The organism is Streptomyces sp. DG2A-72, from assembly GCF_030499575.1.
In the GTDB taxonomy this organism is placed as follows: Bacteria; Actinomycetota; Actinomycetes; order Streptomycetales; family Streptomycetaceae; genus Streptomyces.
Genome location: NZ_JASTLC010000001.1, coordinates 2527154 through 2548504 on the forward strand (window position 1 = coordinate 2527154; position 21351 = coordinate 2548504).

At 70.9% G+C, this 21351-nt stretch carries 26 protein-coding genes; 4 read left to right on the plus strand and 22 right to left on the minus strand.

Translation table 11 applies throughout. The annotated features are described in order from the left end of the window. Nucleotides 1-13: 13 nt before the first annotated feature. From lgt to hisI, 11 genes are all read right to left on the minus strand, one after another. Nucleotides 14-937 (minus strand): prolipoprotein diacylglyceryl transferase, encoded by a 924-nt coding sequence (gene lgt, locus QQY66_RS12105; protein WP_301979178.1) that lies wholly within the window; start codon nt 935-937, stop codon nt 14-16. Nucleotides 938-1018: 81 nt separating this feature from the next. After that, on the minus strand, nt 1019-1792 hold the full coding sequence (locus QQY66_RS12110) for a thioredoxin domain-containing protein (RefSeq protein WP_301979179.1): 774 nt from the start codon (nt 1790-1792) through the stop codon (nt 1019-1021). Nucleotides 1793-1926: 134 nt separating this feature from the next. Next, complete coding sequence (gene trpA, locus QQY66_RS12115; RefSeq protein ID WP_301979180.1) at nt 1927-2745, minus strand: tryptophan synthase subunit alpha; 819 nt, start codon at nt 2743-2745, stop codon at nt 1927-1929. After that, the gene (gene trpB, locus QQY66_RS12120; protein ID WP_301979181.1) at nt 2742-4028 is read right to left on the minus strand and encodes a tryptophan synthase subunit beta; all 1287 of its coding nucleotides are present in this window, start codon (nt 4026-4028) and stop codon (nt 2742-2744) included. The genes trpA and trpB overlap by 4 nt, the downstream gene beginning before the upstream one ends. A 109-nt stretch (nt 4029-4137) precedes the next feature. Continuing rightward, nucleotides 4138-4311 carry a tryptophan biosynthesis modulator TrpM gene (gene trpM, locus QQY66_RS50350; protein WP_367666970.1) on the minus strand — a complete coding sequence of 58 codons (174 nt, stop codon included), beginning with the start codon at nt 4309-4311 and terminating at the stop codon, nt 4138-4140. 22 nt (nt 4312-4333) lie between these two features. Further along, nucleotides 4334-5143 (minus strand): indole-3-glycerol phosphate synthase TrpC, encoded by an 810-nt coding sequence (gene trpC / locus QQY66_RS12125; RefSeq protein ID WP_301979182.1) that lies wholly within the window; start codon nt 5141-5143, stop codon nt 4334-4336. A 135-nt stretch (nt 5144-5278) separates the two neighbouring features. Continuing rightward, nucleotides 5279-5722, minus strand: a complete 444-nt coding sequence (locus QQY66_RS12130) for a DUF2752 domain-containing protein (protein WP_301979183.1) — start codon at nt 5720-5722, stop codon at nt 5279-5281. Between the two features lie 82 nt (nt 5723-5804). Then, nucleotides 5805-6059, minus strand: coding sequence for an HGxxPAAW family protein (locus QQY66_RS12135; protein WP_301979184.1), 255 nt, complete (start codon nt 6057-6059; stop codon nt 5805-5807). A 207-nt stretch (nt 6060-6266) separates the two neighbouring features. After that, a complete protein-coding gene (locus QQY66_RS12140; RefSeq protein ID WP_301987281.1) occupies nt 6267-6908 on the minus strand; it encodes a TIGR02234 family membrane protein in 642 nt (213 codons plus the stop codon). Between the two features lie 52 nt (nt 6909-6960). Next, nucleotides 6961-8439 (minus strand): anthranilate synthase component I, encoded by a 1479-nt coding sequence (locus QQY66_RS12145; RefSeq protein WP_301979185.1) that lies wholly within the window; start codon nt 8437-8439, stop codon nt 6961-6963. An 11-nt stretch (nt 8440-8450) separates the two neighbouring features. After that, the gene (gene hisI, locus QQY66_RS12150; protein WP_301979186.1) at nt 8451-8849 is read right to left on the minus strand and encodes a phosphoribosyl-AMP cyclohydrolase; all 399 of its coding nucleotides are present in this window, start codon (nt 8847-8849) and stop codon (nt 8451-8453) included. Nucleotides 8850-8959: 110 nt separating this feature from the next. Between hisI and QQY66_RS12155 the strand changes: the two genes are divergently transcribed. Further along, on the plus strand, nt 8960-9595 hold the full coding sequence (locus tag QQY66_RS12155; RefSeq protein ID WP_301979187.1) for a TIGR03085 family metal-binding protein: 636 nt from the start codon (nt 8960-8962) through the stop codon (nt 9593-9595). A gap of 4 nt (nt 9596-9599) precedes the next feature. Here QQY66_RS12155 and QQY66_RS12160 read toward each other — a convergent pair whose 3' ends face one another. The 10 genes from QQY66_RS12160 to hisD all read right to left on the minus strand — a co-directional run bounded on the left by QQY66_RS12160 (nt 9600) and on the right by hisD (nt 17290). Continuing rightward, the gene (locus QQY66_RS12160) at nt 9600-10844 is read right to left on the minus strand and encodes an MFS transporter (protein WP_301979188.1); all 1245 of its coding nucleotides are present in this window, start codon (nt 10842-10844) and stop codon (nt 9600-9602) included. 14 nt (nt 10845-10858) lie between these two features. After that, the gene (locus tag QQY66_RS12165; RefSeq protein WP_301979189.1) at nt 10859-11443 is read right to left on the minus strand and encodes a helix-turn-helix domain-containing protein; all 585 of its coding nucleotides are present in this window, start codon (nt 11441-11443) and stop codon (nt 10859-10861) included. 110 nt (nt 11444-11553) lie between these two features. After that, nucleotides 11554-12309: an imidazole glycerol phosphate synthase subunit HisF gene (gene hisF / locus QQY66_RS12170; RefSeq protein WP_301979190.1), complete on the minus strand. Its 756-nt coding sequence runs from the start codon at nt 12307-12309 to the stop codon at nt 11554-11556. Further along, nucleotides 12306-12710 (minus strand): RidA family protein, encoded by a 405-nt coding sequence (locus QQY66_RS12175; RefSeq protein ID WP_301979191.1) that lies wholly within the window; start codon nt 12708-12710, stop codon nt 12306-12308. The genes hisF and QQY66_RS12175 overlap by 4 nt, the downstream gene beginning before the upstream one ends. 16 nt (nt 12711-12726) lie before the next feature. After that, nucleotides 12727-13449 (minus strand): bifunctional 1-(5-phosphoribosyl)-5-((5-phosphoribosylamino)methylideneamino)imidazole-4-carboxamide isomerase/phosphoribosylanthranilate isomerase PriA, encoded by a 723-nt coding sequence (priA, locus tag QQY66_RS12180; RefSeq protein WP_301979192.1) that lies wholly within the window; start codon nt 13447-13449, stop codon nt 12727-12729. After that, entirely contained in the window at nt 13446-14087 is a 642-nt protein-coding gene (hisH, locus tag QQY66_RS12185; RefSeq protein ID WP_301979193.1) for an imidazole glycerol phosphate synthase subunit HisH, read from the minus strand. The genes priA and hisH overlap by 4 nt, the downstream gene beginning before the upstream one ends. Then, the gene (locus QQY66_RS12190) at nt 14084-14248 is read right to left on the minus strand and encodes a hypothetical protein (protein WP_301979194.1); all 165 of its coding nucleotides are present in this window, start codon (nt 14246-14248) and stop codon (nt 14084-14086) included. Before QQY66_RS12190 ends, hisH begins: the two co-directional genes overlap by 4 nt. Next, nucleotides 14245-14838 (minus strand): imidazoleglycerol-phosphate dehydratase HisB, encoded by a 594-nt coding sequence (gene hisB / locus QQY66_RS12195; RefSeq protein WP_030932889.1) that lies wholly within the window; start codon nt 14836-14838, stop codon nt 14245-14247. The genes QQY66_RS12190 and hisB overlap by 4 nt, the downstream gene beginning before the upstream one ends. Continuing rightward, nucleotides 14838-15941: a histidinol-phosphate transaminase gene (locus QQY66_RS12200; RefSeq protein WP_301979195.1), complete on the minus strand. Its 1104-nt coding sequence runs from the start codon at nt 15939-15941 to the stop codon at nt 14838-14840. The genes hisB and QQY66_RS12200 overlap by 1 nt, the downstream gene beginning before the upstream one ends. Then, a complete protein-coding gene (gene hisD / locus QQY66_RS12205; RefSeq protein WP_301979196.1) occupies nt 15938-17290 on the minus strand; it encodes a histidinol dehydrogenase in 1353 nt (450 codons plus the stop codon). Before hisD ends, QQY66_RS12200 begins: the two co-directional genes overlap by 4 nt. Before the next feature lie 189 nt (nt 17291-17479). Here hisD and QQY66_RS12210 point away from each other — a divergent pair, with 189 nt between their 5' ends. From QQY66_RS12210 to ybaK, 3 genes are all read left to right on the plus strand, one after another. Next, nucleotides 17480-19057 (plus strand): oxidoreductase, encoded by a 1578-nt coding sequence (locus tag QQY66_RS12210; protein WP_301979197.1) that lies wholly within the window; start codon nt 17480-17482, stop codon nt 19055-19057. Nucleotides 19058-19163: 106 nt separating this feature from the next. Beyond that, nucleotides 19164-19904 carry an LON peptidase substrate-binding domain-containing protein gene (locus QQY66_RS12215; protein WP_301979198.1) on the plus strand — a complete coding sequence of 247 codons (741 nt, stop codon included), beginning with the start codon at nt 19164-19166 and terminating at the stop codon, nt 19902-19904. 16 nt (nt 19905-19920) lie between these two features. Continuing rightward, on the plus strand, nt 19921-20424 hold the full coding sequence (gene ybaK, locus QQY66_RS12220; RefSeq protein ID WP_301979199.1) for a Cys-tRNA(Pro) deacylase: 504 nt from the start codon (nt 19921-19923) through the stop codon (nt 20422-20424). Between the two features lie 251 nt (nt 20425-20675). Here the strand turns inward: ybaK and QQY66_RS12225 are convergent, their stop codons facing one another. Then, a complete protein-coding gene (locus QQY66_RS12225) occupies nt 20676-21344 on the minus strand; it encodes an AAA family ATPase (protein WP_301979200.1) in 669 nt (222 codons plus the stop codon). Nucleotides 21345-21351 lie beyond the last annotated feature (7 nt).

The following is a 21351-nucleotide window of genomic DNA, read 5'->3' on the forward strand; positions in this document are numbered from 1 at the left end:
GTACAACCGACCTTCAGGTCTTCTTCGCAGACCCCGACTCGGACTCTGCCTCGTCCTTCGCCTCGTCATCGGCGGCATCGTCACCGTCGGCCGAACCGCCGGAGGCATCCGCATCCGCATCCGGATCCGGCTCCACGATCTCTTCCTGCCCCGGCCGCTTCTTCGCCGACACCACGATGTACACCACCGCGAGCAGGAACATGAGCAGGGCGGTCCAGTTGTTGAGGCGGAGGCCCAGGATGTGGTGGGCCTCGTCGACCCGCATGTACTCGATCCAGAACCGGCCGACGCAGTACGAGGCGACGTACAGCGCGAAGGCCCGCCCGTGCCCGAGCTTGAAGCGGCGGTCGGCCCAGATGACGAGGACCGCGACGCCGATGCACCACAGCGACTCGTACAGGAACGTCGGGTGGTAGTACCCGGGCACCCGGCCGTCCGCCGAGGACGTGATGTGCAGGGCCCAGGGCAGGTCGGTCTCCCGCCCGTACAGCTCCTGGTTGAACCAGTTGCCCCAGCGCCCGATGGCCTGCGCGAGGGCGATGCCGGGGGCGACGGCGTCGGCGTAGGCGGGCAGCGGGATGCCACGGCGGCGGCAGCCGATCCACGCACCCAGCGCACCGAGCGCGATCGCGCCCCAGATGCCGAGGCCGCCCTCCCAGATCTTGAAGGCGTCGACCCAGTCACGGCCCTCGCTGAAGTACAGCTCGTAGTCCGTGATCACGTGGTAGAGCCGACCGCCGACGAGGCCGAAGGGCACGGCCCAGACAGCGATGTCGGCCACCGTGCCGGCCCGCCCGCCCCGGGCGACCCAGCGCCTGCCGCCGAGCCAGACGGCGACGAAGACGCCGATGATGATGCAGAACGCATAGCCGCGCAGCGGAATGGGGCCGAGGTGGATCACCCCGCGCGACGGGCTGGGAATGTAGGCAAGTTCCATGGCAAGGTCGACGCTACCCTGCCGGGCCGCGCCCACGGCAAGCGGCCCGGCAACGGGTGCGTAACGGGCGGGCGCCCCGGCTCACGCCTTGTTCGCCTCCTGCACCAGCTGCTTCAGCTTCGCCGGCGTCATCGACTGGTCCTGCAGGATGTTCTTCCCGTCGAGCAGCACGGTCGGCGTGCCGCTGAAGCCGCCGTCCTGGAAGGCAGCCGCGGACTTCTCGACCCAGTTGTTGTAGGTGCCCTTCTCCACGCAGGTCCGGAAGGCGGGAGTGTCGAGGCCGTCGACCTTGGCGGCCAGCTCGATGAGCTTGCTGTTCTCGCCGAAGGCGTCGTCGGTCTCCGGTGGCTGGTTGTCGTACAGCACGTCGTGGTACGCGGTGAACTTTCCGGCGTCCTGGGAGCAGGCCGCGGCGTTGGCCGCGTTGCGGGAGCCGGTGCCGCGCATGTTGCCGTCGATGATCGTCGCGAGGCGGTACTCGACTCTGAGCTGTCCGGAGCCGGTCAGTTCATGGATCGTCGGGCGGTACACCGTCTCGAAGGACTTGCAGGCCGGGCAGCGGAAGTCCTCCCACACCGTGAGCGTCGACCTGGCGCTGGTCTTGCCGACCGGGATGGCGAGGTTGTCCTCGCCGTTCGCCCCCGCGGGGGCCACGAGCGGGCCCGAACTGTCGCTGTCGTCCTTGCCCGCGTTCGCCGCGACGACGCCGATCACCGCCGCGAGCCCCAGGACGCAGACGACGCTCGCGCCCACGATCAGGGCCCGTCGTCGCTTGTCCGCGGCATTCTGCTTCTCACGCTCGACCGCCAGCCGCTCACGGGCGGTGCGCTTTCCCTCACGGTTCTTCTCGCTCACACCCACAGAACGAACCGGGGAGGCGCACCGCGCCTCCCCGGTCCCAGGTCCACCCGTTCGAGTGACCGAATATTTCCGCTAATCCCTAATAGGGATCTTCCCCATGGGGATCTTTCCCAAGGGGGGTCTTCCCGTTACGCCTGCCCGCGCACGCCCTTCGCCAGCTCACCGGCGAGAGCGCGAACGGCCTCCACACCGGCCGCGTCGTCCGCCGCGTCCAGCATCCGCTTCACGAAGGCCGAGCCGACGATCACGCCGTCCGCGAAGCCGGCGACCTCGGCGGCCTGGGCCGCGTTGGAGACGCCCAGCCCGACGCAGACCGGCAGGTCGGTGCCGGTGGCCCGGGTGCGCCGGACCAGGTCCTGGGCCTGGGCGCCGACCGACTCACGGGTACCGGTGACGCCCATGAGCGAGGCCGCGTAGACGAAGCCGCTGCCCGCCACGGTGATCTGCGCGAGCCGCTCGTCCTTGCTGCTGGGCGCGACCACGAAGACCGTCGCAAGCCGGTGCTTCTCGGCGTGCTCCCTCCACAGCGCCGACTCCTGCACGGGCAGGTCAGGCAAGATGCAGCCCGCCCCGCCCGCCTCGGCCAGTTCGGCGGTGAAGCGCTCCACGCCGTAGCGGTCGATCGGATTCCAGTACGTCATCACGAGCACCGGCTTGCCGGTCGCCTCGTACGTCTCCTTGACCGTGCGCATCACGTCGGCGATCTTGACGCCGCCGCGCAGCGCGATGTCGTCGGCGGTCTGGATGACCGGACCGTCGAGGACGGGGTCGCTGTGCGGCAGACCGACCTCGACGACGTCGGCGCCGCCGTCGAAGGCGGCCTTGATCGCCTCGATGCCGCCGTCGACGGTCGGGAAGCCGGCCGGGAGGTAGGCGATCAGGGCGGACCGGCCTTCCGCCTTCGCGCCCGCGAGGGTGTCCGTCAACAGCTGGATGTTGCCGCTCACTTGGCGTCCCCCTCGATCTCGGCGGTGTCGCTGCCGGCGTCGGCGGCGACCTCGGCGTCGGTGTCGTACAGCCCGAAGTAGCGGGCGGCGGTGTCCATGTCCTTGTCCCCGCGGCCCGACAGGTTGACCACGATCAGCCCGTCCTTGCCCAGCTCCCGGCCGACTTCGAGCGCACCGGCGAGCGCGTGCGCGCTCTCGATCGCCGGGATGATGCCCTCGGTCTGCGACAGCAGGCGCAGGGCCTGCATGGCGGCGTCGTCGGTGACCGCGCGGTACTCGGCGCGACCGGTGTCCTTGAGGTAGGAGTGCTCGGGTCCGATGCCGGGGTAGTCCAGACCGGCCGAGATCGAGTACGGCTCCGTGATCTGGCCCTCCTCGTCCTGGAGGACGTAGCTCCGCGAGCCGTGGAGGATGCCGGGCTCACCCGCGGTCAGGGTCGCCGCGTGCTCACCGGTCTCGACGCCGTGGCCCGCGGGCTCGCAGCCGATGAGGCGTACGTCCGTGTCGGGGATGAAGGCGTGGAAGAGGCCGATGGCGTTGGAGCCGCCGCCGACGCAGGCGATGGCGGCGTCGGGAAGGCGGCCCGCGCGCTCCAGGAGCTGGCGGCGGGTCTCGACGCCGATCACGCGGTGGAAGTCGCGGACCATGGCCGGGAAGGGGTGCGGGCCGGCGACCGTACCGAAGAGGTAGTGGGTGTGGTCCACGTTCGCCACCCAGTCGCGGAACGCCTCGTTGATGGCGTCCTTGAGGGTGCGCGATCCCGACTTCACGGCGATGACCTCGGCGCCGAGCATGCGCATGCGGGCCACGTTGAGGGCCTGGCGCCGGGTGTCGATCTCGCCCATGTAGATGGTGCACTCGAGGCCGAACAGCGCGCAGGCGGTGGCGGTCGCGACGCCGTGCTGGCCGGCGCCGGTCTCCGCGATCACTCGGGTCTTGCCCATGCGCTTGGTGAGCAGGGCCTGGCCGAGCACGTTGTTGATCTTGTGGGAGCCGGTGTGGTTCAGGTCTTCCCGCTTGAGGAAGATGCGGGTGCCTCCGGCGTGCTCGGCGAACCTGGGCACCTCGGTCAGTGCGCTGGGCCTGCCGGTGTAGTTGACGAGCAGGTCGTCGAGTTCGCGGGCGAACTCGGGGTCGTGCTTGGCCTTGTCGTACTCGACGGCGACCTCGTCCACGGCGGCGACGAGGGCCTCCGGGATGAACTTGCCGCCGAATGCGCCGAAGTAGCCCTCGGCGCTGGGGAGTTGACCCTGGGGGTCGGGGATGAAGAAGTCGCTGGGCATGCGGATACCTCACGGTGAGTGCGTGGAAAGAGACACTAATCGCCGTGGGGGCGGGGCTTTGCTGTCGGCTACCGGCCGACTGTGGCTTGTCGCGCAGTTCCCCGCGCCCCTATGGGGCGCGCTGCCATCGACGGCCGTTCACCTGTCCGGGTTCGTCTCCGATGACGTAGCGGACCCGCCGTCCGTGCACCCTCCGCGCGGGCGCGCGGCAACCCCGGGGACGGCAGCCGCGCGCCAGGCGGGCGTACCGGTCCACGGTTGTCACGGTCAACGAGAGAGTCATCGGTGCTAACCCTACCGGGTGATCAGCCGCGGCCGTGGCGCAGTGCCGGGTGTGCGCCCGCTGCCACCAGGTCGGCCACTGCTGTCTTCGGGTCCTTGCCGGTGACGAGGGACTCGCCGACGAGGACGGCGTCGGCGCCGGCGTTGGCGTAGGCGATGAGGTCGTGGGGGCCGCGGACGCCGGATTCGGCGATCTTGACGATGCCTTCGGGGATCTCTGGGGCGACCCGCTCGAAGGTGCCGCGGTCGACCTCGAGGGTCTTGAGGTTGCGGGCGTTGACGCCGATGACCTTGGCGCCGGCGTCGACGGCGCGCTCGACCTCGTCCTCGTCGTGGACCTCGACGAGCGGGGTGAGCCCGATGGATCCGGCGCGCTCGACGAGGGACTCCAGGGCGGGCTGGTCGAGGGCGGCGACGATCAGCAGGACGACGTCGGCGCCGTAGGCCCGGGCCTCCCACAGCTGGTAGGACGTGACGATGAAGTCCTTGCGGAGGACCGGGATGTCCACGCGGGCGCGGACGGCCTCCAGGTCGGCCAGCGAGCCGCCGAAGCGGCGCTGTTCGGTGAGGACGGAGATGACGGCCGCGCCGCCCGCCTCGTAGTCCGCGGCGAGTCCGGCCGGGTCGGCGATGGCGGCCAGCGCGCCCTTGGAGGGGCTGGAGCGCTTGACCTCGCAGATGACCTTGACGCCGTCCCCGCGCAGGGCGGCCAGACCGTCCTTGGCCGCGGGGGCCTTCGCCGCGCGCTCCTTGAGCTCGTCGAGGCTGACGCGCGCCTGCCGCTCCGCGAGGTCGGCACGGACTCCGTCGATGATCTCGTCGAGCACACTCACGCGAGCGGCCCCCTTCCAGACGGTTGACTATGAAAGCGGTTCAAAACCTATGGTCACTGCGATGGTATCCGCAGGAGGGCGTAGGCCTCGCATCCGGTTGACGCCGGTCCCACTACCTGGACTTTCACCAGTTGATCAAGGGTGGAGCCAGCCACCGAACGGCAGGTTCCGGACAACCGTGAAGACCAGCAGCAATGCCCCGACGGTCCACAGGTGCGCGGACCCGAGTTCGAGGCGGAAGGGCCGGCCACGTGCCGCGCGGACCACCCAGACGGTCCATACGACGGCGAAGAGCGCGTAGCCGACGACCGCGGCCGCGTTGTCCTGCAGCGCCGCGAGGAAGTCCCCGTGGACTACGGCGTGCGCGCTGCGCAGGCCGCCGCAGCCGGGGCAGTAGATGCCCGTGTACTGCAGGAGCGGACAGGCGGGGTAGTGGCCGGGCTCGTTCGGGTCCACGGTCCCGACGTAGGCGAAGGCCCCGGCGACGGCTGCGAGCAGTCCCGCCGGCACGGCCAGCCGGCCGAGCACGGTTGCGGCGGGCGGTGTGGCCTTCCGGCTGTCGAGGTTCACGTCTTGCATTGTGCCCCGCGCACGCGTGAGGGGCGGCCCCGGCGTCATACCGGTCCGCCCCTCACGCGGTGCTTGCGCTGTACGGGACTTCTCAGCCCTCGGCACCGGCCGGCTGGCGCTTCTCCGACAGAGTCTGGTAGGCCGCGTGCTGGTCCTTCGGCTGGCCGAGGCCCATGCCCTTCATGATCCAGCCGACGATGCCACCGAGGACCGTGACTCCCAGGCCGGCCCAGAAGCCCACGGGGCTGGCCAGCACCATGAAGGCGCCCGAGATGCAGAAACCGATGAACGCGATAGTGACACCGGTCCAGGCGGCCGGGGTGTGACCGTGGCTGCTGCCCGCCATTGCTTGCTCCTCGTTGCTGTGTGCCTGTGTGAGCCGAACGCTCGCCATCATTGTCCCGCACGCGCCCGCGTGCAGTGATCGGGGGTATGTCCTGGGGTCATCCACGCCGGTCGGGGTCGTGCCCCGAAGGGGCGCGGGGAACTGCGCGACCAGCCACGACGGCGCCGCGGACAACTGACGGCCCATCGCGGCACCCCAGCGGAGCGCTTACGCTCCGGTGGGGTCCTCGCCGCGGTCCAACGCCTTCCACAGGTCCTCGGGGCGATCCGGGTCGACGACGGGGGCCTTGCGGCGCGGCCGGACCGCTCCGGAGCGCTCGTACCGACCGGACATCGCAGGCCACAGCCGGCCGTAGCGCAGGGCGAGCAGCCCGGCGAGCAGAAGCAGGACGCCGCCCACGGCCGCGACGTACGGCCACGCGGTGTGGGTGAGCGCGTCGACCCCGGCGGCGGTGTCGCCGGTGGCTGCCGCGGCCTTCTCGTCGAGCGCCGAGCTGTCGGACGCGCCGAACACGGCCGCCACGACGATCCCGGCGCCGGACAGCGCGAGCAGCGCGGCGACCAGGAGCCGCCCGGACTTGCGGACGGCGAAGACGGCGACGAGCGCGGCGAGGCCCACTATGGCGAGGGCCGCGGGCACGCCCGTGACGTCGCTGCCCTTCGCGGTCAGCGGGAAGGAGCCGCCGGCCACGGTCGCGGTGCCCTCCGACCACTGCTGGCGGGTGGCCAGCAGCGCCACGGCCGCGCCGAGCGCGCCGGCCAGCAGGGCGACGGCGAGGCTGAGGCGGCCCGCCCGGGCGGGTCCTGCGGCTTCGGAACGGGGGTGAGGAACAGCAGTCACGTACTCCACTATCGCGCGCACCCCGGGCGAACCGTCACCCGGGGTTCACGTGAGACCCGTCCTACTTTCCGAGCCGGTTCGCCGTGTGCACCGCGCGCAGCACCGCAGCCGCCTTGTTGCGGCACTCGGTGTCCTCGGCGACCGGGTCGGAGTCGGCGACGATGCCCGCACCGGCCTGGACGTAGGCGGTGCCCTCGCGCAGGAGTGCCGTACGGATGGCGATGGCGGTGTCGGAGTCGCCCGCGAAGTCGAGGTAGCCGACGCAGCCGCCGTACAACCCCCGCCGGGACGGCTCGAGTTCGTCGATGATCTGCATCGCGCGGGGCTTGGGCGCGCCGGAGAGGGTGCCGGCCGGGAAGCAGGCGGTGAGGACGTCGAAGGCGGTGCGGCCTGCGGCGACCCGGCCGGTGACCGTCGAGACGATGTGCATCACGTGCGAGTAGCGCTCGACGGACATGAAGTCGACGACCTCGACCGAGCCGGGTTCGCAGACGCGCCCGAGGTCGTTGCGTCCGAGGTCGACGAGCATCAGGTGCTCGGCGCGCTCCTTGGGGTCGGCGAGCAGTTCGTCGGCGAGGGCCTGGTCCTCCTGCGGGGTGGCCCCGCGCCACCGGGTTCCGGCGATGGGGTGGACCATGGCCCGCCCGTCCTCGACCTTGACGAGCGCTTCGGGGGACGAGCCGACGACGTCGAAGCCCTCGAAGCGGAACAGGTACATGTACGGGGAGGGGTTGGTCGCCCGCAGCACCCGGTAGACGTCCAACGCGCTTGCTGTGCACGGCGTTTCGAAGCGCTGGGAGGGGACCACCTGGAAGGCCTCGCCGGCCCTGATGCGCTCCTTGATGTCCTCGACGGCGTCCTGGAAGTCGGGGCCGCCCCAGAGTGCCGTGTACTCGGGGAGTTCGGAGGGCGGGAGCACGGCGGGCGGCTGGGCGACCGCGCGCGTGAGGTCGGCCTCCATGATGTCGAGGCGGGCGACCGCGTCGGCGTAGGCCTCGTCGACGCCGGTGTCGAGGTCGTTGTGGTTGATCGCGTTGGCGATCAGCAGGACGGAGCCCTCCCAGTGGTCCATGACGGCGAGGTCGCTGGTGAGGAGCATGGTCAGCTCGGGGAGTTTCAGGTCGTCCCGCTCGCCGGGGCCGATCTTCTCCAGGCGGCGCACGATGTCGTAGCCGAGGTAGCCGACCATGCCGCCGGTGAAGGGCGGCATGCCCTCCTGGTGCGGGGTGTGCAGGGCCTCGATGGTGGCGCGCAGGGCGGCGAGGGGGTCGCCGCCTGTGGGGACGCCGACGGGCGGGGTGCCGAGCCAGTGGGCCTGGCCGTCCCGCTCGGTGAGCGTCGCCGCGGAACGCACGCCGACGAAGGAGTAGCGGGACCAGGAGCGGCCGTTCTCCGCGGACTCCAGCAGGAAGGTGCCGGGGCGCTCGGCGGCGAGCTTGCGGTAGAGCGCGACCGGGGTGTCGCCGTCGGCGAGGAGCTTGCGGGTGACCGGGATGACCCGCCGGTCGGTGGCCAGCTTGCGGAACGTCTCGAGGTCCATGGCGGCTGACCTTACTGATCCGGGGTGGACGGGCCGGAATCGGCGCCGTCCTTGAGCAGTACGTCGGCGTCGAAGCAGGTGCGTGCGCCGGTGTGGCAGGCGGCGCCGACCTGGTCGACCCTGACCAGCACGGTGTCGGCATCGCAGTCGAGGGCGACGGACTTGACGTGCTGGAAGTGGCCCGAGGTGTCGCCCTTGACCCAGTACTCCTGGCGGCTGCGCGACCAGTAGGTGCAGCGGCCGGTGGTGAGCGTCCGATGCAGCGCCTCGTCGTCCATCCAGCCGAGCATCAGCACCTCACCGGTGTCGTACTGCTGGGCGATGGCGGGCAGGAGTCCGTCGGCGCTGCGCTTGAGCCGCGCGGCGATCTCCGGGTCGAGGCGGCTGGACTGCCGGGGCATGCTGGTCATGCCGACCATTGTGCCGCGCGCCGCTGACAGACCTGATGGAGTGTCCAGTACCCGGACCGTACGGGTGCTGTCCATTGGGCTGACCCCCACCTCGGCCGTACGCTGACTGCATGTCGACTTTCGCCAAGCGTGAACGACTTCTCCTGGCCGACCTCCTGGAGGCCGAGGGCCCCGACGCCCCGACCCTGTGCGAGGGCTGGCGCACCCATGACCTCGCCGCGCACGTGGTGGTGCGCGAGCGTCGCCCCGATGCCGCCGGCGGCATCCTGATCAAGCAGCTGGCGCCGCGTCTGGAGAGGGTGATGGCGGAGTTCACCGCCAAGCCGTACGAGGAGCTGATCCAGCTGATCCGTACCGGCCCGCCGCGCTTCTCGCCGTTCGCACTCAAGCAGCTCGACGAGATGTCCAACACGATCGAGTACTACGTCCACACCGAGGACGTACGCCGCGCCCAGCCCGACTGGACTCCGCGCGAACTCGACCCCGTCTTCCAGGACGCCCTCTGGTCCCGTCTGGAGCGCTCCGCCCGCCTGATGGGCCGCGGCGTCCCGACCGGCCTCGTCCTGCGCCGCCCCGACGGCCAGACAGCGGTCGCCCACCGCGGCACCCCGGTCGTCACGGTGACCGGCGAGCCGTCGGAACTGCTGCTCTTCGCGTTCGGCCGGCAGAGCGCCGCCAAGGTGGAGCTGGACGGCGAGGAGGACGCGATCACCAAGCTGCACGAGACGAAGCAGCTGGGGCTCTGAGGCGTCACCCGGGAAGCTCAGCGCGGCGCAGGGAGCCCGCGCAGAGCGCGATGACGCCGCCCAGGGCACTGACCGCGGCGCCCACCACGAAGACCGGGCCGGTGCCCCACAGCTCGGCCGCCCAGCCGACCACCGGGAAGGTGAGCGGCGCGACGCCGAAGCCGACGAGCGTGGAGGCGGCGGTGACCCGGCCGACGTAGGCCGGGCCCGCCGCGGCCTGGATCAGCGCCCCGCACAGGGCCCCGGACAGACCGGCCGACAGGCCGATGAGCAGGGCCACACCGACCGCGCCGGGCACGGACACCACCTGTGCGAGCGCCCCGATGGCCGCGGCGCCGAGGATGTTCGTCACCGCGGCCACGGCTCCGGCCCGGGGCACCCGGCCGCGCCAGGTGAGCAGGAGCGAGGCCGCGCCGGCGCCGGTCCCGAAGCCGGCGAGCACCCAGCCCATGCCGGACGAGCCCCAGCCGCGCTGCTGTGCGAGGAGGGTCAGGCCGAGGTTCATCGGGCCGACGAAGCCGAGGTCGGCGAGGGCCCCCGCGATCACCAACGGGCGCAGCACCGCGTCCCGCCGGATGTGGCGCAGCCCGTCCCGCAGCTCGGCCAGGACCGCACCCCGGGGCGACGCGTCGTCCGGTGGCAGCTTGCCGACCCGGACCGCCAGCAGCAGCGGCAGGGACACCCCGACGAGCAGCGCGGCAAGCCCGAACGCGCCCGCCGTACCGCCGACGGCGACGCCGAGCCCGCCCAGCGGACCGCCGAGGACGTTCGCGAGCCGGGTGGCGAGGCCGCGCATGCCCTGGACGCGGGCGAGCTGGCCGCGCCCGGTGATCCGCGCGGGCAGGGCACCGGCGGCGGGCAGGAACACGGCATCGACGACACCGAAGAGCACGGCGACCGCACCCAGCGCCCACAGCCCGGGGCTGGTCGCGAGAAGCAGGACAGCCGCGATCAGCACGAGGGCGGCGCGCACGGCGGTGCTGGCGAGCACCGTCCGGCGCGGCCCATAGCGGTCGGCCACCACTCCCCCGCCAAGCATCAACAGGGCACGCGGCAACGCACTGGCCGCGGTGACCAGTCCGGCCTGGGCGGGGCTGCCGGACTGGACGGCGGCCCAGGACAGGGCGATGAAGTAGACGTTGTCCCCGACCGCGGACGAGATGTACGCGCCGAGCCATCGCAGGACGTTGGGGTCGCGGTGAGCCGGTCTTTCCTTGAGGCCGGCCCCGGGCACGAGCGTGCTGGTCACGGCGGACCGTCCTTTCAGGTACGGAAAGGGAAGCCGTACGTGTGCACCGCGACGTTCTCGCGACCCTCGGTTTCGCCTGCGGCAACGGCGGCCCGGCCGCGCTCCTCGTACTTGCGGACCAGGGCGTACATCTCCTTGGACAGCGCGGAGAGTTCGTCCGAGGTGAGCCTGAGCAGCCACTCGGAGGAGTCGGACGCCGTCGTCCACGCGTCGCTCCAGTGGGCCCGCTCGTCGAGGTAGCGGCGGTACATGTCGGCGCGCTGCTCGAAGAACAGGCGGCTGGCCGCTGCGTGCGCTGCGGCCTTCTCCGGGGCGTCCCTGAAGTCCTCGTCGTGGATGGACACCCCTTCGGAGGCAGGCTGCCACCAGCGCTCCCGACCGTCCGCGCTCTGCGCCGCGGCCTCCTCGATCAGCCCGTGCTCGGCGAGTTTGCGCAGGTGGTAGCTGACCAGCGAGACGGCCTCGTCGACCTGATCGGCGAGCTGGGACGCGGTCGCCGAACGCGCGATGATCAGGCACCGGTACAGCTGTGCCCGTAGCGGGTGCGCGAGCGCCTTGAGGGTGCCCACGTCCTTGATGCGCCTCTCCCGGTCCGTCATGCCACTCACGCTAGGTAAGAAGAAAAATTGCGCAACATATTTTGCGCAACGTTCCTTTCTCATCCGCACAGGAGAAAGCCCCGGCCGAACCGACCGGGGCTCAGTTCGCGCTAGCGGACGGCGTGCCCCGCCCCCCGCAACGTCTCCTTCACCTCACCGATCCGCAGGTCGCCGAAGTGGAAGACCGACGCCGCCAGGACCGCGTCCGCGCCCGCTTCGATGGCCGGGGGGAAGTGGGCGAGCCGGCCTGCCCCGCCGGAGGCGATGAGTGGGACGGTCACGTGTTTGCGGACGGCCTCGATCATCTCGATGTCGTAGCCGTCCTTCGTGCCGTCCGCGTCCATCGAGTTGAGCAGGATCTCGCCCGCGCCCAGCTCGGCGGCCCGGTGCGCCCACTCGATCGCGTCGATGCCGGTGCCCTTGCGGCCGCCGTGAGTGGTGACCTCGAAGCTGCCTTCGGGAGTGCGCCGCGCGTCCACCGACAGGACCAGCACCTGCCGGCCGAACCGCTCCGCGATCTCGCGGATCAGGTCGGGACGGGCGATGGCCGCCGTGTTGACGCCCACCTTGTCCGCGCCGGCCCGCAGCAGTTTGTCCACGTCCTCGGCCGTGCGGACGCCGCCGCCGACCGTGAGCGGGATGAACACCTGCTCGGCTGTGCGGCGCACCACGTCGTACGTCGTCTCGCGGTTGCCGGAGGACGCGGTGATGTCCAGGAAGGTCAGTTCGTCGGCGCCCTCGGCGTCGTACACCTTGGCCATCTCGACGGGGTCGCCCGCGTCACGCAGGTTCTGGAAGTTGACGCCCTTGACGACCCGGCCGTTGTCCACGTCCAGGCAGGGGATGACTCGGACCGCCAGGGTCATGAGTGCTCGGCTCCTCTGAATGCTTCTATTTCCACTTCGACCAGGATGCGCGAGTCCACGAAGCCCTCCACGATCAGCAGCGTCGAGACCGGACGCACCTCGTCGAAGAGTTCCTTGTGGGCCTGGCCCACGGCGTCCACGTCCCGCGCGTGGGTCAGGTACATCCGCGTACGGACCACGGAAGCGACCCCGAGCCCGAACTCACCGATCGCCTCGATCGCGCCGGTGAAGGCCACCACGGCCTGTTCGTACGGGTCGCCCTCGCCGTACAGCACATCGCCCTTGAAGGACGTGGTGCCCGCCACCAGAACGCGGTCTCCCGCCGCGACGGCACGTGCGAAACCGAAGGACTCCTCCCACGGACTTCCGCTCTGCACACGCCGCACGGCATCGGACGTCATGACGCTGTGTCCTCTTTCAAGACGTAGCCTCCAGGGCCTCTTCCAGCGTGAACGCCTTCGCGTACAGGGCCTTCCCTACGATCGAACCCTCCACGCCCAGCGGTACGAGCTCGGCGATGGCCCGCAGGTCGTCCAGCGAGGAGACGCCGCCGGAGGCCACGACCGGGCGGTCGGTCGCCGCGCAGACGTTCTTCAGCAGCTCCAGGTTCGGGCCCTGCAGCGTGCCGTCCTTCGCGATGTCGGTGACCACGTACCGTGCGCAGCCCTCCTTGTTGAGCCGCTCCAGCGTCTCGTAGAGGTCGCCGCCGTCGCGGGTCCAGCCGCGCCCGCGGAGCGTGGTGCCCCGTACGTCCAGGCCCACCGCGATCTTGTCGCCGTGTTCGGCGATGACCTTCGCGACCCACTCCGGGGTCTCCAGGGCGGCCGTTCCCAGGTTCACCCGGGTGCAGCCCGTGGCCAGGGCGGCGGCGAGGGAGGCGTCGTCCCGGATGCCGCCGGACAGCTCGACCTTGATGTCCATCGCCTTCGTCACCTCGGCGATCAGCGCACGGTTGTCGCCGGTGCCGAACGCGGCGTCCAGGTCGACCAGGTGCAGCCACTCGGCGCCTGCCCGCTGCCAGGCGAGGGCGGCCTCCAGGGGGGAGCCGTACGACGTCTCGGTCCCGGACTCTCCATGTACGAGGCGGACGGCCTGGCCGTCGCGGACGTCGACGGCGGGGAGGAGTTCGAGCTTGCTCACAGTGTTCCGATCCAGTTGGTGAGGAGCTGGGCTCCGGCGTCGCCGGACTTCTCGGGGTGGAACTGCGTCGCCCACAGGGCACCGTTCTCCACGGCGGCCACGAAGGGCTTGCCGTGCGTCGACCAGGTGACCTTGGGGGCCGTCAGCGTCGGGTTGTGGACTTCGAGGTTCCAGTCGTGGACGGCGTACGAGTGCACGAAGTAGAAGCGCGCGTCCGCGTCCAGACCGGCGAACAGCTCGGAGCCCGGCGCCACGTCCACGGTGTTCCACCCCATGTGGGGCACGATGTCGGCCTGCAGCGGCTCGACCGAGCCGGGCCACTCGTCGAGGCCGCCGGTCTCGACGCCGTGCTCGATGCCGCGCGCGAACAGGATCTGCATGCCGACGCAGATGCCCATGACGGGACGGCCGCCGGCCAGGCGACGGTCGACGATCCAGTCGCCGCGGGCCTCGGTCAGCCCCTTCATACAGGCGGCGAAGGCCCCGACGCCGGGCACGAGGAGCCCGTCGGCGTTCATGGCCTTGTCGTAGTCACGGGTGATCTCGACGTCGGCGCCCACGCGCGCGAGGGCACGCTCGGCCGACCTCACATTGCCGAAGCCGTAGTCGAAGACCACGACCTGCTTGGGTGCACTCAATTCCACACCTCCAGCCGCAGGACGCCCGCGACCAGACACATCGCGGCGCCGATCGAGAGCAGCACGATGAGGCTCTTCGGCATCTCCTGCTTGGCGAAGGAGATGATCCCGCCGACCAGGAAGAGCCCGACGACAATCAGGATGGTCGACAGCCCGTTCACAGCGCGCCCTTCGTGGAAGGCAGGATTCCGGCGGCGCGCGGGTCCCGCTCGCTGGCGTACCGCAGCGCCCGGGCCAGCGCCTTGAACTGGCACTCCACGATGTGGTGCGCGTTGCGCCCGTACGGCACGTGCACGTGCAGCGCGATCTGCGCCTGGGCGACGAAGGACTCCAGGATGTGCCGGGTCATCGTGGTGTCGTACTCGCCGATCATCGGCGCCATGTTCTCGGGCTCGGTGTGCACGAGGTAGGGGCGGCCGGACAGGTCGACGGTCACCTGGGCCAGCGACTCGTCCAGCGGGACCGTGCAGTTGCCGAAGCGGTAGATCCCCACCTTGTCGCCGAGCGCCTGCTTGAAGGCGGCGCCCAGCGCGAGGGCGGTGTCCTCGATGGTGTGGTGCGAGTCGATGTGCAGGTCGCCCTCGGTCTTCACGGTCAGGTCGAACAGACCGTGCCGGCCGAGCTGGTCGAGCATGTGGTCGTAGAAGCCGACGCCGGTCGACACATCGACCTTTCCGCTGCCGTCGAGATCGATCTCGACGAGCACCGACGTCTCCTTGGTGACGCGCTCCACGCGTCCTACGCGGCTCATCAGCTCTGCTCCTTCTTGAGTTCACGGACCGCGTCGAGGAACGCGTCGTTCTCCTGTGGGGTTCCGGCGCTGACCCGCAGCCACCCCGCGATGCCGTTGTCGCGGACCAGTACGCCCTGGTCGAGGATCCGCTGCCAGGCAGTGTGAGAGTCCTCGAACCGGCCGAACTGCACGAAGTTCGCATCGGACTCGACGACTTCGTAGCCGGCCGCTCGCAGCTCGCTCACCAGCCGGTCCCGCTCGGCCTTCAGCTGCTCGACGTACTTCAGCAGCGTGTCGGTGTGCTCCAGGGCCGCGAGCGCGGTCGCCTGGGTGATCGCCGAGAGGTGGTAGGGCAGCCGTACGAGCTGGACGGCGTCGACGACAGCCGGGTGCGCGGCGAAGTAGCCGAGGCGGAGTCCGGCCGCGCCGAACGCCTTCGACATCGTCCGCGAGACGACGAGATTCGGCCGCCCTTCGAGCAGCGGCAGCAGCGAGTCGCCGTGGCTGAACTCGATGTACGCCTCGTCGACCACAACCATTGACGGTTTCGCCGCCTGCGCGGCCTCGTACAGCGCGAGGACCGTCTCGGGCGGAACCGCGTTGCCCGTGGGGTTGTTGGGGGTGGTGATGAAGACGACGTCCGGCCGGTTCTCGGCGATCGCCTTCTCGGCCGCGGCGGCGTCGATCGTGAAGTCGTCGTCGCGGGGACCCGAGATCCAGCCCGTTCCGGTGCCGCGCGCGATGAGCGCGTGCATCGAGTACGACGGCTCGAAACCGATCGCGGTGCGGCCAGGGCCGCCGAAGGTCTGCAGCAGCTGCTGGATGACCTCGTTGGAGCCGTTGGCCGCCCAGACGTTCGCCGGGCCCACCTCGTGACCGGACGTGTCGGTCAGGTACTTGGCCAGCTGTGTGCGCAGTTCGACCGCGTCCCGGTCCGGGTAGCGGTTGAGGTTCCGGGCCGCCTCGCGGACACGCTCGGCGATGCGTTCGACCAGCGGCTCGGGCAGCGGATAGGGGTTCTCGTTGGTGTTCAGCCGTACGGGGACGTCCAACTGGGGCGCGCCATAGGGGGACTTGCCGCGCAGCTCGTCCCGTACGGGGAGATCGTCGATGCCAGTCACTTGCCCTCGGGTACCTTCCAGCCGCTGTGCCCGATTTGTTCGCCTCCGGCAAAACGCGCCTTGATCGCCGCGCCGTGCGCGGGCAGGTCCTCCGCCTCCGCCAGCGTCACCACGTGCTGCGCCACGTCGGCCAGCGCGTCCCTCGTGTAGTCGACGATGTGGATACCGCGCAGGAAGGACTGGACCGACAGGCCCGAGGAGTGGCAGGCGCAGCCACCCGTGGGCAGGACGTGGTTGGACCCGGCGGCGTAGTCACCGAGCGAGACCGGCGCCCAGGGGCCGATGAAGATGGCGCCGGCGTTCTTCACCCGGTCCGCGACCGCGGCAGCCTCGGCCGTCTGGATCTCCAGGTGTTCGGCGCCGTACGCGTCGACGACTCGCAGGCCCTCCTCGACGCCGTCGACCAGGACGATCGCGGACTGCCTGCCCTTGAGGGCGGGCACGACCCGGTCCTCGATGTGCTTGGTGGCCGCGACCTGCGGCTCCAGCTCCTTCTCCACCGCGTCCGCCAACTCCACGGAGTCGGTGACGAGGACGGCGGCGGCCAGCGGATCGTGCTCGGCCTGGCTGATCAGGTCGGAGGCGACGTGCACCGGGTCGGCGGTGGAGTCGGCCAGGACCGCGATCTCGGTCGGGCCCGCCTCGGCGTCGATGCCGATCTTGCCGGTGAAGTAGCGCTTGGCGGCGGCGACCCAGATGTTGCCGGGGCCGGTGACCATGTTGGCGGGCGGGCAGGACTCGGTGCCGTACGCGAACATCGCGACGGCCGTGGCGCCACCGGCGGCGTACACCTCGTCCACGCCGAGCAGCGCGCAGGCGGCGAGGATCGTCGGGTGCGGGAGGCCATCGAACTCGGCCTGCGCGGGCGAAGCGAGCGCGATCGACTCGACGCCGGCCTCCTGGGCGGGCACGACGTTCATGACCACGGAGGACGGGTAGACCGACCGGCCGCCGGGCGCGTACAGCCCGACCCGCTCGACCGGCACCCACTTCTCGGTGACCGAGCCGCCGGGCACGACCTGGGTCGTGTGCGTCGTACGGCGCTGCTCGCGGTGGACGAGACGGGCGCGCCGGATGGACTCCTCCAGGGCGGCGCGCACGGCCGGGTCGAGTTCTTCGAGTGCCTTGTCGAGCGCCTCGGCCGGGACGCGTACGGAATCCAGACGCACCCCGTCGAACTTCTCGGCGAAGTCGATCAGCGCCGCGTCGCCCCGATGATGCACGGCCTCGCAGATCGGACGCACCTTCTCGAGGGCGGCCGCAACGTCGAAGTCGGCTCGGGGCAGCAGGTCGCGCAGGGCGGGACCCTCCGGGAGGGCGTCGCCGCGCAGATCGATTCGGGAGATCACGGGCTCAATTCTCGCAGACCGGAGTCGGGCGTTGTTCCCGCGTTTCAGTGACTGATACACGACCCGGAAGATCAGGGGGGTGTGGGGGGTGCCCCCCCACAAAGCACAGCACGTTTAGTGTTCGGCGCGTCACTCAGCGGGCATGAACAGTTGTACGAAACCCATGAGTAACAGGAGGAATGGACCACCGTGACCGAGGGGGCCGGCATCCGCGCCGGGGAGCTGCCGGACGATCTGACCGCCGCCGAGGCCGGCATGTGGCAGGCCTTCCGCAACGGCAGCGTGTATGACCTGAGCAGCGGCGAACCGATCGTCGACGATCCGCACGGCGGGCACCCGTGGGGACCCGAGCGGACGGTGCGGGCGCGGATCGTGTGCTGGCTGCTGCTGGACGGCCCGCCCGCACTCGCGGGCCGCGTGTCGTCCCTGAAGCTCACCGGCGTACAGATCAGCGGCACCCTGGACCTCGCGGGCGGCACGGTCACGCCCTACGTCGAGCTGCGCGGCTGCCGTTTCGAGCGGGAGATCCTGCTGCCGGAGGCCCGTTTCACCACCGTACGGCTGGTGGACTGCTCGGTGCCGCGACTGGAGGCGGCCCGGGTGCACACGGAGGGCGATCTGCATCTGCCGCGCTGCCGCTTCCACCACGGGGTACGGCTGACCGACGCGCACATCGGCACGGATCTGCTGATCAACCAGGCCATCGTCTACCGGGACCGCAGCGGGCGCTCCATCTCCGGGGACGGCATGACCATCGGCCAGGACCTCCAGGCCGAGCTGCTCGAATCGCACGGCGAGCTGCGGCTGCGCGGCGCCAACGTCGGCGTGTCGCTGAGTCTGCGGGGCGCCCGGCTGGCCAATCCGTACACGCGGTTCGCGTTGAACGCGCCGCAGCTGACCGTGGGGCGGACACTGTATCTCACGCCCGCCGGTGTCGACAGCGTGCTGCTGAGCGGGACCACACCCGCGCGCGGGACGCGGGTCCAGCGGGTCGAGTGCGAGGGCGGGGTGCGGCTGGACGACGGGCGGTTCGGGGACTCCGTCGACTTCGAGCGGGCCCGGTTCACCTTCACCGACGAGCAGGAGCTGTCGCTGCGGCGGGTGCAGACACCGGAGCTGCGCTTCCTCGGAGAGCGGCCGGCGCGCGGGCGTGTCGTGCTCTCGGGGGCGAAGATCGTCAACCTGATGGACCGGAGGGACAGCTGGCCCGGCCCCGGGCGGCTGCACATGGGCGGCTTCGCCTACGAGAACCTCGTGCCGCGCGGCCCGTTCCCGCTCGCCGAGCGGCTGGAGTGGGTCGCCGCCGCGACCGCCGAGTACAACCCGGAGCCGTACGAGCGACTGGCCACCGTACTGCGGGCCGGGGGCGAGGACGAGGACGCCCGCGAGGTGCTGCTGGCCAAGCAGCGCCGACGGCGCGAGACCCTGCCGGCGGCGGCCAAGCTGTGGGGGTATGTGCAGGACTTGACGGTGGCCTACGGCTACCGGCCCGGCCGGGCGGCGGTCTGGATGGCGCTGCTGTGGGCGGCGAGCTCGGTGGCCTTCACGCACGCCGACCATCCGCCGATCAAGTCCGGTGAGCATCCGCCGTGGAACCCGGCCCTCTTCGCGCTCGACCTGCTCCTGCCGGTCATCGACCTCGGTCAGGTGGGTTTCTTTCGGCTGCGCGGCGGCTGGCAGTGGCTGGCCGCGGCGATGATCCTGGTCGGCTGGATCCTTGCGACGACGGTGGCGGCGGGGGCGACGCGGCTGCTGCGACGGGGCTGAAGTACGTGCGGGAGCTGCCCACCGGGAGCTGACGCGGGTGCGGGAGCTGCCCACCAGGTGGTCGGTGCGCACGCGCGTTCTCCCGCGACGACTAGGCTTTCACGCCGTGACCACCGTCCGGCTTCCACTCTTCCCCTTGAACTCGGTGCTGTTCCCGGGACTCGTACTTCCGTTGAACGTCTTCGAGGAGCGTTATCGCGCCATGATGCGCGAACTGCTCAAGTCCCCCGAGGACGAACCGCGCCGTTTCGCCGTCGTGGCGATCCGCGACGGCCACGAGGTGGCCGCCAGCGCGCCCGGCATGCCGGACCCGACTGCCCTGCCCGAGCGCGGGCCCGCCGCCGGCTTCGGCGCCGATCCCGTCAAGGCGTTCCACGGCGTGGGCTGTGTGGCGGACGCGGCGACGATCCGGGAGCGGTCCGACGGCACGTTCGAGGTACTGGCGACGGGGACGACCCGCGTGCGGCTGCTGTCGGTCGACGCGTCCGGTCCCTTCCTGACGGCCGAGCTGGAGGAGCTGACGGAGGATCGCGGCGACGAGGCGGGGGCGCTGGCCGAGGGGGTGCTGCGGGCGTTCCGGCAGTACCAGAAGCGGCTGGCGGGCGCCCGGGAGCGGTCGCTGTCGACGGGCGCGGAGCTGCCGGACGAGCCGGCCGTGGTCTCGTATCTCGTGGCCGCCGCGATGATGCTGGACACCCCGACGAAGCAGCGTCTGCTCCAGGCGCCGGACACCGCGTCCCGGCTGCGCGACGAACTGAAACTCCTTCGCTCCGAGACGGCCATCATCCGTAACCTGCCGTCGTTGCCGGCGTCGGACCTGACGCGCGGCCCGACGAACCTCAACTGAACCTGGGAAAGCCCGGATGGCGAAGAAGTCGAAGAAGCAGCAACAGTCGGCCGGCACGCCCGCGACGGTGGCCCTGACAGCGGCGGGCGCGGACTTCACGGTCCACGCCTACGACCACGACCCCGCACACCCCTCCTACGGCGAGGAAGCCGCCGAGGCGATGGGTGTCTCCCCTGAGCGGGTTTTCAAGACGTTGGTCGCGGACGTCGACGGCACGCTGGTGGTCGGCATCGTCCCGGTGTCCGGCTCGCTGGACCTGAAGGCCCTGGCGACGGCGGTGGGCGGCAAGAAGGCGACGATGGCGGACCCGTCCCTGGCGGAGCGCACGACGGGCTATGTCCGGGGCGGCATCTCCCCGTTGGGCCAGCGCAAGAAGCTCCGGACGGTCCTGGACGCCTCGGCGACGGCGTTCGACACGGTCTGCGTCTCGGCGGGCCGCCGCGGCCTGGAGGTCGAGCTGTCCCCGAAGGACCTGACCGACCTCACGAACGCCACCCTCGCCCCGATCGCCCGCGCCTGACCTCTCGACGCCGGTCCCTTCCTCGGTTAAGCAGAGGGGACATGTCGAAGAAGACCCGGAAACGCAAGTGGCGTGTGAAAAAGGGCCGAGCCAATCATGGTCGGCGCCCAGCCTGATCCAAGCCCGTCCGGCGTTTGAGGACGAGGCCGTTCAGGCCGAAGCGGGGGTCTGGGGGCGCAGCCCTCAGGGATGGGACGGGTAGGGGCGGCGGGGGCGAACCAACCCCCGCCGCAACCACAGCGGACCTGGCCCTACGCAGGCGGCGCCCCAACAGGCTGCTGATACGGCTCCGGATCCCGGGGCCCGAACAACGCCGTGAGCCCCAGGTGCACCACCAGCCCGGCCAGTGGCCACGCCAGCAACGCGCCCTTCGCCCCCAGCTTCAGCGGCGCGGAGAACGTAATCCCCTTGCCCACCTGCTTCGCATGGGCGATCACATTCTCCGGGGGCCCGAGCCAGATCCCCACCCGCCAGGCCAGCAGCGATCCGAGCAGCCCTCCGACGGCCAGCCCGACCACCAGCGGCACCCCGCCACGCCGCCGCACGAGGAACACGACGAAGGCGCTCACGACACCGAAGGCGACGGCCAGCAGAGTGAACGTGCCGTCCACCCCCACCGCCTGCTCCCCCTCGGTGTCCTTGAGGTAGACGACCCAGTTCTTGTCGACGACGTCCCCCACCAGCGGCACGCGCGGCGCCAGCCAGGCCCACACCACGCCCAGCAGCAGTCCGCCGAGCGCCACCACGACCGCGATCACCGCGGCTTCCCGCACTTCGGTCTTCATCCCGGGCCCGTCCTGTCCGTACCCGACATCATGCGTCGCGAGGGCCCCGTACGCCTGCCCGGCAGGCGACGGCGGCCACCCACCGTAGGGCGGCTGTTCATGCGGCGGCGGAGGAGGAGTCAGCGGTGCGGTCACCCTGACA